Raw genomic sequence first — 15,826 nt, forward strand, 5'->3', positions numbered from 1 at the left:
TGTCCGATGTCCCGACCGCGGTCCGTGCCGGCCGAGATGTCCCCAACTGCTCCGGCAGAATCGCTGCGAGCCGGTCATTCTGACCGGCACTGGTTTTCACCCTGTGCGGCGATGTTCGTGGTCGCTTGGGGCGGCAATCAGTTCACTCCGCTGCTGACCATGTATCGGGCGGAACGCGGATTCAGCGAACTCGCCGTGAACACACTGCTGTTCGCGTATGTCATCGGCCTGATCCCCTCGCTCCTCCTCGCGCATCGGCTGGCGACCCGCTGGGGCACCCGGACTCCCCTGGTGCTCGCCGTACCCGTCAGCGCGCTGGGTTCGATCCTGGTCGCGGCCGGGTCACACAACCCCGCGCTGTTGTTCGCCGGGCGAATGTCGACCGGCGTGGCGCTGGGGATCGGGATGGTGATCGGCGGGCTGGCGCTCGACTCGCTGACGACCACACCCGGCCGTGCTCCACGCGCGTCGGCGATGAGCCTGACGAGCGGCTTCGCGATGGGTGCAGGTGCCGCGGGCGCCCTCGACCAGTGGGCTCCCGCGCCCACCACCGCGCCTTTCGTGCTGCACGGGGTTCTCTGTGCCGCCGCCGCCCTGCTGATCACGCGACCGACGACGTACAGCGCGGTGCGGGCTCGGCCAGAACCGTTGAAGGGGAATCGAACAGCACTTCCCCGCGCATTCCACCTCCTGGTGATACCCGCGGCACCGTGGATCTTCGGCGCCCTCGGCATCGCTTACGCGGTGCTCCCGCCCATCGTGGCGCCTCAGCTGGAAGGCTTCGACACGGCGTTCTCCGGACTGCTGTGTCTACTGAGTTTGGGACTGGGCTTCGTCGCGCAGCGACTCGTCGGGCACACCGCAGAGCGATCGGGCCCGGTCCGCAGGATCGGACTGACACTCTTCGTGGCCGGCACGCTCGCCGCCGCCGTTGCCGCCGCAACAACGTCGATCTGGCTGGTCGTGGTCGCGGTATCCGTGCTGGGGATCGGATACGGATTGACGTTGGTCGGATGCTTGCGTGACTGCGAGCGATTGGCCCCGCCCGGCCGGCTGGGGACGATGACCGGCCGGGTCTACTGCCTGGGTTACCTGGGGTTCGGACTACCGACGGCGATCGCATGGCTGCACAGTTGCTATGCGATCGGCACGCCTGCAACGTTGCTGGGCGTGGCGTCGGCAGCCGTCGCTGTCAACGTCGCAGGTGCCGTCATCCTGCGGATCCTGCCGCGGACGCGCATCGGTCGACGCTAGCCGGTCCATCACAGTGCCCGAGCCGATACGCTCGCGGCGTCCTGCGTGCATACTCGCCGACTCGTCACCAATTCGCGGTTCCAGCGGCCGGAACTGCGCACCACCTGGGCGTGATACGTGGCTACGTTTCGACTATGTCCTTCTTGATCGTCGGCGCCTCGGTTGCAGGCACCAGAACAGCAATCGCATTGCGGCAGCGCGGTTTCGCCGGGCGTATCGTGCTCCTGGAGAGCGAGGAGCACTGGCCGTACGACAAACCGCCTCTGTCCAAGGACCTCCTGGCCGAGGGGCACGTCCCGGATGTTCCGCGGCTCCTCACACCGGAGCTCGCAGCGGAGTTCGCCCTCGACGTCCGGCTGGGCGTGCGAGCCACCGCTCTGGACCCGGTACGGCGGGTGGTGATCACCCACGCCGGCGAGCAGATCTCGTACGAGCAGTTGGTGATCGCTACCGGAGCTCACGCACGCACCCTTCCCATTCCTGCCGTGCCGGCGGGGGTTCACACGCTGCGTACGCTCGACGACGCTACGGCTCTGAGAGAAGCTCTCACCGGCGGGCCGCGGGTGACCGTGGTGGGCGCAGGCTTCATCGGCGCCGAATTCGCGTCCGCGGCGCGGGGGCGCGGCCTCGACGTCACTCTGATCGAGGCACTCGAGATCCCGATGAGTCAGGTTCTCGGCGACGAGGTCGGACGCGAGATCTCGTCGATCCACGCATTGAGCGGTGCCCAGCTCCTCGCCGGAGCGCGGGTGGAGCGTTTCCGCGGCAGCGAGCAGGTCGAGGGGGTCGTCCTCGCCGACGGAACTGAGGTACCCGCCGACCTCGTTGTCGTCGGCGTCGGCGCAGTACCGAACACGCGCTGGCTCGAGGACAGTGGGCTTCCCATCGACGGCGGGGTGCACTGCAGCGACCGCTTCGAGGTCGAGGGGTTCCCGTCGATCTTTGCCATCGGCGACCTCGCCCTGCGTCGACATCCGCTGCTGGGCGTCCGGGCACGAATCGAGCACTGGACCAACGCCGGCGAACAGGCCGATGCGGTCGCCGCGATCGTGACCGGTGCAGAACCCCCTGCACCACAGCTTCCGTACGTGTGGTCGGACCAGTACGGCTCCCGGATCCAGATAGTCGGGAGGCCCTCGCTCGGTGAACTCGCCCATCGCGAGGGTGCGATCGCGGAGGGCCGATTCCGTGCCGTCTATACCGACGCCGACCACAACCCGATCGCCCAGGTCAGCGTCAACGACCCCAGAGCAGTCGCTGCGTTCCGCAAGAACCACCGTCGCGGCGGGAGTCTCGCGGACCTCGTCGGCGAACAGACACCCGCCCGATAAGAAAGGCACCCATGCGTCAGATCCAGCACTTCAAGGGTGGTCCGGACAAGATCCTCCACATCGAGACCGAGGGTTGCAAGGTCAACGTGATCATCGGGACGCACGACCTCAGCAACGAAGTCTTCACCACCGTGGAAATCCTGCCCGCCGAACCGGACGACGGCGGACGGAACTGGATGGCAATCGGCCCCACCGCCGTGCTGGTCGTCCCGGCCACCGGCTCCGATCCCGACAGTTGGCTCTTCCGGGACCTCACCACGACCGACCGCAGCGTCGCCGACCACCACTAACTCACGCCGCCGGCGCGGCCCGCACTCACCAGAACGGATCAGCCCCATGACCGCAGAGCAATTCATCATCGACGACCGCGAGAGCAACCTTTTCCGGGTCAACCGTGAAGCCTTCACTTCCGAGGACGTGTTGCAGCGCGAGCGAAAAGAGATCTTCGACAAGACGTGGCTGTACGTCGGACACGAGTCCGAAATTCCCGGCAAGAACGACTTCCAGACCCGGGACGTCGGCGGCCGACCGGTGATCTTCAACCGGGACCGCAACGGTGACGTCCGGGTGCTGCTCAACACCTGCCTGCACCGCGGGTCCTCCGTCTGCCGGCACAGCTCCGGCAATGCGAAGATCTTCACCTGCTTCTACCACGGCTGGGCATACCGGAACTCGGGCGAGTTGGTCAATGTGCCCGGCAATGAGGACTACAAGAGCGAGCCGGCAGCCGTGTACAAGGGTCTGCAGTCTCCGGCGCAGGTGGATTCCTACCGGGGGCTCTACTTCGTGAACTTCGATCCCGACGCGCCTGATCTGCTGACGTATCTCGGCGAAGCCCGCTATTTCATCGATCTGGCAGCCGATCAGTCCCCCGAAGGCGTCGCGATCCTGGAGGGAACCCACAAGTACTCGCTGAAGGCCAACTGGAAGCTCCTCGTCGAGAACAGCATCGATGGATATCACGCCAAGTCCGTTCATCACACCTACTTCGAAATGATGATGGAACTCGGCGCCACACCACCGATGCTGGGCAAGGAGACCGTCAACGGTGTGGCGCCGGCCGGTATGGGTACCGAATTCCCCAACGGGCACGCCACATTGATGTATCCGGCCAACGGACTCCCCCTGGCCACCGACAGCGTCAAGCAGACGCTCGCCGGTCTGCGGTCGCAGGCCGAACAGTCCTTCGGTGAGAACTATGCCAACGCGATGTTCGGCTTGGCACGAAATTCGGTGTTCTTCCCCAGCCTCATCCTGATCGATCTCAGCTTCGGTTTGACGCTGCGCACATTCCACCCGGTGAGCCCATCGGAAACGCTCGTCACCGGTTGGCAGATCATCCCCAAGGGTGTCGACGAGGAGTTCGTCAGGTACCGCATCAACAATGCGCTCACCTTCTGGGGGCCCGCGGGTCTCGCGACCCCCGACGATGTCGAGGCACTCGAACAGGCGCAGAAGGGGTTCGGCGCACGCGGCGAGGTCGGCTGGTCCGACGTGTCGAAGGGTATGGGCAAGCCCGTGCCGGCGGCCAACGACGAACTGCAGATGCGGTCCTGGTGGCGGGAATGGAACCGGCGCATCACCGGAGAGCAACTCCCCACCGAAGGCACGTCCTTCATTCCCTTCGACAAGCAGGCTGCCGATGCCTGACCTCGTTCGATAAGCCTCCTATCCGCCAGTCACCTCAGAAGGACACCCCTATGACTTCCGTGTCAGAGACACCAACCATCACGACGCGTAACGCCGTCGAGGAATTCCTGTTCCACGAAGCCGGCCTCATCGATGAATGGCGACTCGAGGAGTGGCTCGACCTGTTCACACTCGACTGCACGTACGAAGTGCCCGCCACGGACCGGCCGGACGCGGACCCCGGTCTCACGTGGTCACTCATCCACGACGGCCGCACCATGCTCGAGCAGAGGGTGATTCGCCTCAAGAAGCCGGAGGCGCATGCCGAATTTCCCCATTCACAGACCAGTCGGATCGTCGGCAATGTGCGAATCCTGACACAGAACAACGAGTCGATCTCCGTCACAGCCAATTTCATCATCAACCGCGCGAAAGCCGGCAAGTTCGACACGTACGTTGGCCGCTACGACTACGACTTGGATCCTCACGGTTCCTCCTTCCTGATCCGCAGGAAGCGGGCCGTTCTCGCTCACGACATGCTCAATCCCCAGGGCAAGATCAGCTTCATCATCTAAAACGAATCAGATCGTTCGACACCCACGAATTGGCACCGCCGACAAATCGGCGTTCCCGCATCCGCGCTTTACGAGAGGTCCGACCATGGCACCGGAAACGTCAACCGAAGCACTGATCTTCGCGTGCAACGAGGAGGATCTGGCCGACGGCGAAACTCTCCGCTTGGAAGCCGCAGGTGGGATCGCCGTCTATCGCGTCGATGGTGAGTTCTTCGCGACATCCGACTCGTGCAGTCACGAGAAGTGGTCGCTCGGCGAGGAGGGCGAACTCGAAGGGCACGAGGTGCTCTGCACGCTTCACATGGCCCGCTTCGATGTCCGTACCGGAGCACCGCTGTGTTTTCCCGCGGTGCTGGCATTGACGAAGTATCGGACCGTGGTAACCGACGGTCGGGTGTACATAGCACCGAACGAAAACTGAACATCCTCGCGTCGAGCGAATCCCATCGGAAGGTAATACCCCACATGAACAGGTTCAAAGGCCGGACTGCGGTTGTCACCGGGGCCGGTAGCGGCATCGGCCGCGCCATCGCCGTGCGACTCGCCGACGAGGGGGCGGATCTCGTCCTCGGAGACCTCAGTGCGGACGCGGTGGAGGCGGTGGCCGAGCACCTTCGGCCCGGCAACGCGGCGTCGGTGACCACGGTCGTCGGAGACCTCTCACAACGTGAGGACGCCGCCGACCTCATCCGACGGACGGTCACGGAACGCGGCGCGGTAGACGTGCTGGTGAACTGCGCGGGCGGTGGCGTCATCCTTCCAACGTTCGACCACACCGAGGAAACTTTGCGGGCCACCATCGACCGCAATCTCTGGACGACCCTGTACACCACTCTAGAAGCGCTGCCCCACATGGTGGACGCCGGTTACGGCCGGATCGTGCACATAGGAGCGGAATCCGTGCGCAATGGGCTGTACCGGCACGCGATCTACAACGCCGCAAAGGGTGGGGTGCATGCGTTCGGTACCGGGCTCGCACGAGAGTTCGCAGACGCCGGAATCACCGTGAACACGGTCGCCCCCGCGTGGATCGAGACACCGGAGGCCGCAGCCAAATTGGCGTCCGCAGCCCCTGAAGCGAAAGAGGACATGGCGGTCTTCGGCGCCCAGATGCGCAACCTCATCCCGATGGATCGACCGGGGACCGTCGAAGAAGTCGCGGCCACAGTAGCCTTCGTCGCTTCCGAAGAGGCTTCCTACGTAACCGGTCAGGTGATCAGCGTGAACGGTGGCAGTTCGATGCTCTGACCACGGTTTGTCCGGTGTACGAAACGATTACACAACTCGACTGTCGAGGATTCGAATGGCCACCCGCTCTCCACGCACACACACTCGTTCTGCGGCCGTTGCCGCGGCAGATCGCCTCACCGAGGCGGCCACTGCTGCAAGACCGTGCCCCCCGATTCGGGATCTGCTCGGCACCGACGACATCGACGCCGCCTACGCGGTCCAGCAGCGGTTGACCGACCACCGCGTCGCGGCCGGCGCGACGATCACCGGCCGCAAGATCGGCCTGACCTCCCCCGCCGTGCAACAGCAACTCGGGGTGGATCAACCCGATTTCGGTGTGCTGTTCGCCGACATGGACGTGTCTTCTCTTGCCGAGGTGCCCAGCGGCCGGTTGCTGCAACCGAAGGCCGAGGCCGAGATCGCGTTCGAACTCGGCGCCGACCTCGTCGACGGCGACCTCGACCTCGCCCAGGTGCGGGCCGCCGTCGCCCGTGCCGCGGCAGCATTGGAGATCGTCGACTCCCGCATCGCCGACTGGGACATCACCATCACCGACACCATCGCCGACAACGGTTCCTCAGGCCTGTACGTTCTCGGCGAAACATGGCTCGCCCTCGACGCATTCGAACCCCGCGACGTTCAGATGCGGCTGTTCTCCGGCGACGAACTGGTCTCCGAGGGCACCGGCGCCGCCTGCCTCGGCGACCCCCTCGAGGCGCTCGCCTGGCTCGCCCGCACCGCCCGCGACTACGGCCAGCCCCTGCGCGCCGGCCAGGTCGTATTGTCCGGGGCTCTCGGCCCCATGGTCCCCACCCCACCCGGCACCGTCATCCACGCCGAACTGACCAGCCTCGGCACCGTGACCGCCACATTCTCGAAGGAGAACTCATGACCGACACCCCAAAGATCAAGGTCGCGATCATCGGATCCGGCAATATCGGGACCGACCTGATGATCAAGGTCCTCCGCAATTCCGACATCCTCGAGATGGGAGCGATGGTCGGCATCGACGCCGCCTCCGACGGTCTCGCCCGCGCCGCCCGGCTGAAGGTGCCCACCACTGCCGACGGTGTGCAGGGCCTGATTGCCCTCAACGGCTTCGCCGACATCGACATCATCTTCGACGCCACCTCCGCCAAGGCCCACCAGGCCAACGCCGCAGCGTTGGCCCCCTACGGCAAAAAACTCGTCGACCTCACCCCCGCCGCGATCGGCCCCTACGTCGTGCCCCCGGTCAACCTCGAACAGCACCTCGACGGCGACGCCGACAACGTCAACATGGTCACCTGCGGCGGCCAGGCCACCATCCCCATGGTCGCCGCCATCTCCGCCGTCACCCCCGTCGCCTACGCCGAGATCGTCGCGTCCATCGCCTCCAAGTCCGCCGGACCCGGCACTCGCGCGAACATCGACGAATTCACCGAAACCACCGCGCACGCCATCGAACAGGTCGGCGGCGCCGCCCGCGGCAAGGCCGTGATCATCCTCAACCCCGCCGAACCACCCCTGCTGATGCGCGACACCGTCCTCGCCCTGATCGGCGACGCCGACCACGACGCCATCCGCGCGTCCGTCACCGAGATGGCCGCCCGGGTCGCCGAGTACGTCCCCGGCTACCGGCTCAAGCAGGACGTCCAGTTCACCCCGATCCCCAACGGCGAACCCGTGCACACCCTGCTGCCCGACGGCGCCGGCCCGGTCACCACCAAGGTGTCGATCTTCCTCGAGGTCGAGGGCGCCGCCCACTACCTGCCCGCCTACGCCGGCAACCTCGACATCATGACCTCCGCGGCCCTGCGCACCGCCGAATCCATCGCCCGACGCATCCAGACCACGATTCCCGCGGAGGCCCGCTCGTGACCACCCCCCAGCCCCAGCTGTACATCCAGGACGTCACCCTGCGCGACGGCATGCACGCGGTACGGCACCGTATCGAACCGGACGACGTGGCGAGGATCGTCTCCGCGCTCGATGCCGCCGGTGTCGACGCCATCGAGGTCGCCCACGGCGACGGCCTCGCCGGCGGCTCCCTGAACTACGGGCCCGGCTCGAATACCGACTGGGAATGGATCGAGGCCGCCGCCGACAACCTCACCCACGCCACCCTCACCACGCTGTTGCTGCCCGGCATCGGCACCATCGCCGAACTCGAGCACGCCTACAAGCTCGGTGTCCGCTCCATCCGCATCGCCACCCACTGCACAGAGGCAGATGTGTCCGCCCAGCACATCGCCAAGGCCCGCGACCTCGGCATGGACGTCTCCGGGTTCCTGATGATGAGTCACATGGCCCCCGCCGACGACCTGGCCAAGCAGGCGAAGCTGATGGAATCGTATGGTGCGCAGTGTGTGTACGTCACCGACTCCGGTGGACGGCTGACCATGAACGGCGTCCGCGACCGGGTCCGCGCCTACCGCAACATCCTCGACCCGAACACCCAGATCGGCATCCACGCCCACGAAAACCTCTCCCTCTCGGTCGCGAACTCGGTGGTCGCCGTCGAGGAGGGCGTCACCCGCGTCGACGCCTCCCTCGCCGGCCACGGCGCCGGCGCCGGCAACTGCCCACTCGAGGCATTCGTCGCCGTCGCCAACCTCCAGAACTGGAAGCACCGCTGCGACCTGTTCGCCCTCCAGGACGCCGCCGACGACCTCGTCCGACCCCTCCAGGACCGGCCCGTGCGCGTGGACCGCGAAACCCTCACCCTCGGCTACGCCGGTGTCTACTCCAGCTTCCTCCGCCACGCCGAAACCGCCGCAAAGCAGTACGGCATCGACGTCCGCACCATCCTCCTCGAAGTCGGCAAACGCGGACTCGTCGGCGGACAAGAAGACATGATCACCGACATCGCGCTCGACCTGACCGCCGCGCCATGACCATTCTCGATACCACCACCGTTAACGCCCTCTGCGCTCGATAGGTCACCGCGTCTTTCGAAATATGCTCAGCAGAGACGACTTTGGCCAGACTGTGGTCCATGTCGAGGTCGGCGAGCAGGAGCACTTCGAGGGCAACGTGCTCGTGAGCGGTGGCGGTGGGTGGATGGCCTGAAGGGAGGCGAACCAGCCGTTCGACCGCCCGGGCCTCATGGTGACTTCTGCGGAATCCGTCCACCCCGGAACCGAGTTGGCCGGCGACGACGAAGGCGTCACCGAAAGCGGACAGAGAGGATGTCAGGGCACGCGTCGGGTCGGAGTGACAGTGCCCACGCTCGATCGCCTGCAGCCCGGCAGGGATCACCAGGGATACGCCGTGGTCACAATGCCGTAGCACCTGGTCAACGACTCTCCAGCTCAACCTACGGGTCGCCGAAGGGTGCCGTACAGGAAGGCATGGCCGCGTTCGGAGGAGCGATCACGGCACTTCACACACCGCTAAGGACCTGCCGACACGAAGGGCCTCACACCGAGGATCCGGGGTGGGGCCCTTCGTGTTCGTGACGGGATTTTCGGCGTCTTTGGGGGTAGGGCAACTGCTGGTGGGCGCTGAGCTACCGCCGATCGGTTCTTCTGCGGTAGTGACGAGATGTCAACCTCCCCCGCCGACTCGATGGCGTCTGCCGGCTCGGTGCACACCTACGCGCAGCACAGCACAATGTGAGCCTATGCGAATCTGTCGGACGACGGTGTGTACCGCCGGCCGGTGCGCCCCGCCTGCACGCGGGAGATCGCGGGGCAGGGCTATCGCAGGGATTTCGTGTCTCGGTGTTGTGCTCAACGAGACAGCCGGCCCCCCGGGGGGGCGCTGTGGACGTCTATCGCGTGGTGTCAGAGGCAACGGGACTGGGGTCCATGAAGATCAGGTACTCGGTCACCTTCTTGTGCTCGACGCGGGTGCGCGTCACGGCCGGGAGGGTGAAGGATTCACCGTTCTGCAAGGTGTAGGTGACCTCCACCCGAAGCGCGGCAACGTTGCCTTCCGACCATTCTTCGACGATCTCGTGGCGCATCGACGCCACCGAGGTGAGGTACTGCGCTACCCAGGATTGGATCGCGCTCCTGCCGACGACGGGGGCGTTGTTCCCCATCCGGAAGACGCAGTCGTCGGAGAAGTAGTCGAAGAACGCTGCGATGTCGGTGTCGGCGGCTTCGAGCAGTTTGCGGGTGGTCTCGACCTCGGTCGTGTCTGTGGTCATCGCGGACTCTCTTTCTCTGGTGATGTGACGGAAACGGACCCGGGAGTGTGTGGGGTCGATCTGGATTTGAGACGGGCACGATCGGGAGAGCCGTCTGCAGCTCCTCACGCCCAGTGCACGGTCTCTGCGGGGTCGAGTCTGGGGAGACGTGCGGCGAAGACCTCGCCCATCTGTGGCCGGATGGGCAGCCCCGGGAAGGTGATCGTGAAGTCCACTGTCTACCTCGCGAATTGCGGCGACGGGAGCTGACGTCGTCTTCTCACGGTTGACCTCGTCCAGGTGCTCGAGCAGCCTGCGGCGGGCGTCGTTGGTGCGCACGAATTGCACGCGCAGCGGTTGGGAGTTCGCGGCCGTCGGCGCCCAGCGGCCCATTCCCAGATCTGCGCGAGTTCGCCATCGCCGACCGGGGTCGATGCGAAGTTGTTGACTGTTCGCGCTCCCGCGAACAGCAGGTCGCTGGCCGCGTCGTCGAGGCGTTCGATCGTCGGGTTACTGCTCACCTGTGTGTCTTCTCGTGATCTTGCGCCGGTCGATGCCGATTCACCGAGTTGCCCGTCTCGTTGCTGCTCGATGATCGCATCGTTCATTGGGCCGGCTGAGTTTCGGCGGTGATTGGAGCGGAGCGGTGATCGGACGCTGAGCAATTGCTCGACTGCTCATCCCGAGCCCCGGGCGGGCGGGCTGCGGCCGAGGCTCGGGGTGAGGGGTAGCAACATCCGGTTACAGGAGCGGATCGGACACGGGAAGGTCGAGGGTGAACCGGCCGATCGTTTCCGATGCCGTGTCGATATCGAGGAAGGCGTGCACGGACAGCACGGACAGGTCGCGGAAGAACCGCTGGATCGGTGCCGAGTTTCGGTACCCGTCGCCACCGATTCCGCGCACCATGTCGTTGAGGGCGTTACGGGCCATATCTGCCAGATATGCCGCCTTGAGCTTCATCTCGGCACGATCGCGGGGGTCGGACTGCTCGGGCCGCTGTGCGGTGAGGCGTTCGAAGAAGGCGTCGAGGAGGGTTTCGGCGGCGTCCGCGGCGGCCACCGCCCGGCCGAGCCGCATCTGGGCGGCCTGTTTGCCGGAGGCCTTCTCCTGGCTGATGGTTCCCTGCCGCTCCCGAGTGCGCTGGACGAACGCGTCCGCCGCGCCACGCAGCGCACCGACGACGACCGGGGTGACCTCGGCCATCGCGAACGGCAGGAAGGGCAGGTGGTACATGGGGTTGGGGTGGATCAGCTGCCCGGGAGCGGCGCCGGCGAGGGCGAGAGCGAACGGACCGGTGCGGTAGTCCGGGACGAAGACGTCGTCGACACTGACATCGTTGCTGCCGGTGCCGGACATGCCGGCGATGTACCAGGTGTCGAGGATCTTGACGTCCTCGCGGGGCACGAGGAACCACAGCGGGGTAGGGGCGCTTCCCTCCTCGAACACGACGCCGGCGAAGGTGAACCATTCGGCGTGCACCGAGCCGGAGTTCCATGCCGTCTGCCCGGTGATGCGGTAGCCGCCGTCGACCTTCTGCACCTGCCCCAGGGGAGCCGCGGTACCGGCGGTGAGGGTGTAGGGCTTGTCTGCGAACACTTCTCGTTGTGCCTGCTCGGTGAAGATGTTCATTCGCCAGGCCGCTCCGATGTAGAAGGAGGTGACCCATCCGGTCGAGGGGCAGGCCGCGCTGATGGTGCGGACGATCTCGGCGGCGACGTCGAGTCCGAGTTCGAGTCCGCCGTAGGCCTCGGGTGTCAGCGTGGCCAGGATTCCCGAGTCGACGAGGTCGGTGATCGTCTCGTCGAGGGGAGCACGATTCTCCTCGGTTTTCTGTGCGCGTTCGGCGAAGGCCGGTACCAGGGCGTGCACCCGGTTCATGAGTTCGGTGCGGGTGATGTCCATTGTTTCCTCCGGTGCGTGGGGGGTGGCTGTCTTGGTGCTGTGGGGTGCGAATCGGCGCAGCTCAGGGCATGCGGGGACCGCGCCTGTGATGTGCGGGTGCTGGTTGGTGTGCGTGTCGCGTGCGGCACGGCGGGTAGCTGTCAGCGGACGTTGTTCTCGGGGTCCGGGCCGGCGACCAGTGTGAGCCCGTACCGGTCGGCGAGGATTTCGGCGTCGTGTCGATCACCGACACTGGTGGGGTCGCCGATGCCTTCGAGGTCGGCGAACACCGCTCCCGAGTACTGGGCTGCGGCGGCGTCGGTGAGTGCGAGGGCGAGGGCGGCGGTGGTCAGGTGCCTGCGAAACTCTGTGGGTGTCACGCGAACCGGCACCAGGTGTCCGGGCCGGGTGAGGTCGCCGGGGTCCGTGGTCGGGTCGGCGAGGATGCGGGCGGTGTGCGCCCGGTCTGCTCCGGAGATCCCGGTGGTGACGCCGACAGCGGCGTCGACGGTGACACATTGCCCGTGGCCGAGCGTGGACGTGGCCCGAACCATGGGGGTCGCTTCCGGGAGGACGAGACGGTCGCAGATCCGTTCGTGCAGCGCCACCTGCAGAAATCCTGTGGTGTGGCGGATCAGGAAAGCCATCTGCTCGGTGGTCGCGGCGCCGGCGCACCCGACGAGCACGAGGCGGCGATGATGGCTGAGGATGATCGGCTCGCCGGCGGCGAGGGTGCGGCTCCCGGCTGCGATCGTCGACCATGACCGTTGGTGCGAGGCGCGGGGCGCGAACAATGTTGTCATGGCGTGCGTTCCTTCTGCGAAAACCTGTGCTGCGGGCTATTACTCTGGTCGCTGCTTGACTGAGGTGGCCGTGCTATGCGGACTCCAATGCCGAGTGCGTGCCGAAGACGCGGCGGTGGTACGTGAGCGGATCGCCGTAGCTGTTTTCTGCTGCGACGACGTTGCCGAGCACGACCAGATGGTCGCCGCCCCCGACGAAGTGGTCGACGTGACAGGCGATCCACCCGGCGGCGCCGGCGATTCGGGGGAGGCCATGGTCGACTTCCCACCGGACGCCGTGGAACTTGCCTATTCCACCCTTCTTCGCGAACTCGAGCGCGGTGCCTTGTTGGTCGCTGGCCAGCACGTTCAACCCGAATTTCTTCGATGCAGTGATCAGCTCGAGTGTCTCCGATCCCTTGTCCAGGGAGACCAGGACCATCGGAGGTGTCATCGACAGGGAGGTGAAGGCGCTGACGGTGGTGCCGAAGGGCAGACCGCCGTCCATGGAGGTCACCACGGCGACCGGGGTCGCCACGTGTGCCATCACGTCCTTGAACGTTTCCTGGACAGGACTCAAGGGGGTGTGCATCGTAGACTTCCTTCTGTCGACTGCGGTTCTCACCGCGGATCCCGGCGGATGGACGGTGTCCGGTGGCTGGCCTCCAAGGCCCTCCCGATCACCGGGGCTGGTGTGTCCTACACCACAAGTAGAGCGCATGAGGTGCGTGGTTCGCACTACCGCAGAACCCAGGGTTGCTGCCGACTTTTGGTTTCTGAACCAATCGGTGGCGGGTTCGACCTATCGACCTGCGATCGCTACCACGGAGCGATGGGGGCGCCTCGAAGCCACTCGTAGATGCGGAGCGCGGCCCGCAGGTCCGTGGCCGACCCGTCCGAAGGTGTGCACAGACTCAACGCCTTCTGCACACGATAGGTCACCGTGTTTTTCGAAATATGCTCTGCCGAAGCAACTTTGGCGAGGCTGTGGTCCATGTCGAGGTAGAGGCTCAGGGTCGAACGCAGATCGGCCATCCGGGGGTCGTCGTCGGCGAGCGGGCCGAGCAGGCGGGAGGCGAACTGCACTGCAGCTTCCGGGTCGGCGAGCAGGAGCACTTCGAGGGCGATGTGCTCGTGAGCGGTGGTGGTGGGCGGATGGCCCACCCGCAGGCGAACCAGCCGCTCGACCGCGCGGGCCTCGAGGTGACTTCTGCGGAATCCGTCCATCCCGGAGCCGAGTTGACCGGCGACGACGAAGGTGTCGCCGAAGGCGGGCAGGGAGGATGTCACGGCACGGGTCGGGTCCGGGGTGACGGCGCCCCACGCCCAGATCGCCTGCAGCCCTACCGGGATCACCAACGATGCCGTCGGTGTTCCCCAGTGCCGAAATACCGGGTCTACGACGGCCCGCAGGTCGTGGCTCGCGTGCGGGCCACTCCAGGCGATGAGGGCTACGTGGTGGCCGTCGAGGGGGTAGCCGAGGGTCTTTTCGGCGTGGGCAGACTCGATGGGGTCCGCGGCGATGATCTTGGTGACGAGATCGAGCCGCGCCGCCGATACCCCCGCGGCCCACGCACTCTGCTCTTCGAGGAAGGCCGCGGCGGCCACACCTGTGAAGTCGTCGAGCACCTCGAAGAGCAGCAGGGAGATGCGGCGTAGCTCGGTGCTGCTCTCGCTCGGTGCGATCAGGCGGGTCGCCGCGTCGAGTAGGGCCGCCGCCAGCACGGCGTACCCGACACGGATGGCCCGGAGCAGATCGTTGAGCTCCATACCCCGGCGGGCGAAGTCGACGGCGATCTCCTCGACCTCGGCACTGGCCAGCGAGGTCTCCGACTCGCCGATACCGGCGACCAGCGTCAGGGCCCGCAGCGCTGTCGAGGTGGTCGCCCGCCGCAACGCATCCGGAGGTGCCACCCCGTCGCCCAGCGCGGGGACTTTCCGGGAGATCGTGGTGGCGATGTCCTGACCGACTTCGACGGCCCAGGTCACCGCGCCGTCGCCGAGCACGGCGCGAATCCGTTCGGCGTCCGGGCTGAGCCACTCGCGCTCCGATTGCCGGGCACGTGTTCCCGAGAGTTCACCAGTCCAGTGCGCCACGCGACATCCTTCCGATCCACCTCAACGGTACAGCCAGCACACCAGCTGTTTTGGGTTGTAAACCAATTTCTGTCGAAGTTCCTGTTCCCCAGCCACTGGCCAACCCCGGCGGAATTTCGTGAAATGGAAAGGCCCCATTACGTGACGGGGACCACAACGAAGGTCTACGGCACCAGGGCGGTGCGCTCGCTGTTATCAGCTATAGCAGGTCTGTCAGGTACGACACATGCCGCCGTCGAACGGACATCCGGTAACCGGGTTTCACCTACCCCCTCGCGGTCGCCGACCGCGAGAATCGAAGGAGTCAACGATGACCGCCACCCCCAAGTTCGCACACGTCGTATTGCAGACCAGCCGGTTCGAGGAGATGCGCGACTGGTACTGCACGGTGTTGGACGCGCACGTGGTCTACGAGGGCCACGGTTTGTGCTTCATCACCTTCGACGAGGAGCACCACCGGGTCGCCCTGCTCGGTGCCCCGGTGCAGCTCGAACCGCGTAATCCCGCAGCGGCGGGTATGCACCACACCGCCTACACCTTCGGCACCCTCGAGGATCTGCTCGACCGGTACGACTCGTTGAAGCAGAAGGGGATCGAGCCGAGGGTGCCGATCCAGCACGGGGTGACGACGTCGCTGTACTACCAGGATCCGGACGGAAACTTCGTCGAACTGCAGATCGACAACTTCACCACACCGGACGAGGCGACGGCCTACATGAACGGGCCGGAGTACGGCAACAACCCCGTCGGGGTGTCGTTCGTACCAGAATTGATGCGGGAAGCACTCGTGCAGGGCACCCCGATCTCGCAGATCACCACCCACTCCTGGGCCCTGCAGACCAGCCCCGACCTGCCCGACCCGATGGCGGCGTTGACCAGCTGACCTCACTCGAGTTCACGCTCGGCCCGACAGGTCAGCACTCCGATCGA

At 65.9% G+C, this 15,826-nt stretch carries 16 protein-coding genes; 11 read left to right on the forward strand and 5 right to left on the reverse strand.

Going from position 1 to position 15,826, the window contains the following annotated elements; all coding sequences use genetic code 11:
• Nucleotides 1-111: 111 nt before the first annotated feature.
• From ACFWAY_RS25880 to dmpG, 10 genes are all read left to right on the forward strand, one after another.
• Entirely contained in the window at nt 112-1,254 is a 1,143-nt protein-coding gene (locus ACFWAY_RS25880; RefSeq protein ID WP_378512657.1) for an MFS transporter, read from the forward strand.
• Nucleotides 1,255-1,388: 134 nt separating this feature from the next.
• Nucleotides 1,389-2,585: an NAD(P)/FAD-dependent oxidoreductase gene (locus ACFWAY_RS25885; protein ID WP_378455485.1), complete on the forward strand. Its 1,197-nt coding sequence runs from the start codon at nt 1,389-1,391 to the stop codon at nt 2,583-2,585.
• A gap of 11 nt (nt 2,586-2,596) precedes the next feature.
• Nucleotides 2,597-2,875, forward strand: a complete 279-nt coding sequence (locus tag ACFWAY_RS25890) for a hypothetical protein (protein ID WP_378455486.1) — start codon at nt 2,597-2,599, stop codon at nt 2,873-2,875.
• 46 nt (nt 2,876-2,921) lie between these two features.
• A complete protein-coding gene (locus tag ACFWAY_RS25895) occupies nt 2,922-4,235 on the forward strand; it encodes a Rieske 2Fe-2S domain-containing protein (protein ID WP_378455487.1) in 1,314 nt (437 codons plus the stop codon).
• 50 nt (nt 4,236-4,285) lie between these two features.
• Nucleotides 4,286-4,789, forward strand: a complete 504-nt coding sequence (locus tag ACFWAY_RS25900; protein WP_378455488.1) for an aromatic-ring-hydroxylating dioxygenase subunit beta — start codon at nt 4,286-4,288, stop codon at nt 4,787-4,789.
• An 85-nt stretch (nt 4,790-4,874) separates the two neighbouring features.
• The gene (locus ACFWAY_RS25905; protein ID WP_378455489.1) at nt 4,875-5,210 is read left to right on the forward strand and encodes a non-heme iron oxygenase ferredoxin subunit; all 336 of its coding nucleotides are present in this window, start codon (nt 4,875-4,877) and stop codon (nt 5,208-5,210) included.
• A gap of 44 nt (nt 5,211-5,254) precedes the next feature.
• A complete protein-coding gene (locus tag ACFWAY_RS25910) occupies nt 5,255-6,037 on the forward strand; it encodes an SDR family NAD(P)-dependent oxidoreductase (protein WP_378455490.1) in 783 nt (260 codons plus the stop codon).
• 55 nt (nt 6,038-6,092) lie between these two features.
• The gene (locus ACFWAY_RS25915) at nt 6,093-6,911 is read left to right on the forward strand and encodes a 2-keto-4-pentenoate hydratase (RefSeq protein WP_378512658.1); all 819 of its coding nucleotides are present in this window, start codon (nt 6,093-6,095) and stop codon (nt 6,909-6,911) included.
• The gene (locus ACFWAY_RS25920) at nt 6,908-7,879 is read left to right on the forward strand and encodes an acetaldehyde dehydrogenase (acetylating) (protein WP_378455492.1); all 972 of its coding nucleotides are present in this window, start codon (nt 6,908-6,910) and stop codon (nt 7,877-7,879) included. Before ACFWAY_RS25915 ends, ACFWAY_RS25920 begins: the two co-directional genes overlap by 4 nt.
• The gene (gene dmpG, locus ACFWAY_RS25925; RefSeq protein ID WP_378455493.1) at nt 7,876-8,895 is read left to right on the forward strand and encodes a 4-hydroxy-2-oxovalerate aldolase; all 1,020 of its coding nucleotides are present in this window, start codon (nt 7,876-7,878) and stop codon (nt 8,893-8,895) included. The genes ACFWAY_RS25920 and dmpG overlap by 4 nt, the downstream gene beginning before the upstream one ends.
• Before the next feature lie 878 nt (nt 8,896-9,773).
• Here the strand turns inward: dmpG and ACFWAY_RS25930 are convergent.
• The 5 genes from ACFWAY_RS25930 to ACFWAY_RS25950 all read right to left on the reverse strand — a co-directional run bounded on the left by ACFWAY_RS25930 (nt 9,774) and on the right by ACFWAY_RS25950 (nt 14,896).
• Nucleotides 9,774-10,154 (reverse strand): nuclear transport factor 2 family protein, encoded by a 381-nt coding sequence (locus ACFWAY_RS25930; protein WP_378455494.1) that lies wholly within the window; start codon nt 10,152-10,154, stop codon nt 9,774-9,776.
• A 720-nt stretch (nt 10,155-10,874) separates the two neighbouring features.
• Entirely contained in the window at nt 10,875-12,038 is a 1,164-nt protein-coding gene (locus ACFWAY_RS25935; RefSeq protein WP_378512659.1) for an acyl-CoA dehydrogenase family protein, read from the reverse strand.
• A gap of 140 nt (nt 12,039-12,178) precedes the next feature.
• Nucleotides 12,179-12,820, reverse strand: a complete 642-nt coding sequence (locus ACFWAY_RS25940; protein WP_378455496.1) for a 3,4-dihydroxy-2-butanone-4-phosphate synthase — start codon at nt 12,818-12,820, stop codon at nt 12,179-12,181.
• A 73-nt stretch (nt 12,821-12,893) separates the two neighbouring features.
• Complete coding sequence (locus ACFWAY_RS25945) at nt 12,894-13,391, reverse strand: flavin reductase family protein (RefSeq protein WP_378455497.1); 498 nt, start codon at nt 13,389-13,391, stop codon at nt 12,894-12,896.
• Between the two features lie 227 nt (nt 13,392-13,618).
• Entirely contained in the window at nt 13,619-14,896 is a 1,278-nt protein-coding gene (locus ACFWAY_RS25950) for a PucR family transcriptional regulator (protein ID WP_378455498.1), read from the reverse strand.
• A 310-nt stretch (nt 14,897-15,206) separates the two neighbouring features.
• On the opposite strand from ACFWAY_RS25950, the gene ACFWAY_RS25955 reads away from it, so the two are divergent.
• The gene (locus ACFWAY_RS25955) at nt 15,207-15,779 is read left to right on the forward strand and encodes a VOC family protein (protein ID WP_378455499.1); all 573 of its coding nucleotides are present in this window, start codon (nt 15,207-15,209) and stop codon (nt 15,777-15,779) included.
• Nucleotides 15,780-15,826 lie beyond the last annotated feature (47 nt).

It is taken from the genome of Rhodococcus sp. NPDC059968, assembly GCF_042738615.1.
GTDB lineage: Bacteria > Actinomycetota > Actinomycetes > Mycobacteriales > Mycobacteriaceae > Rhodococcus_F.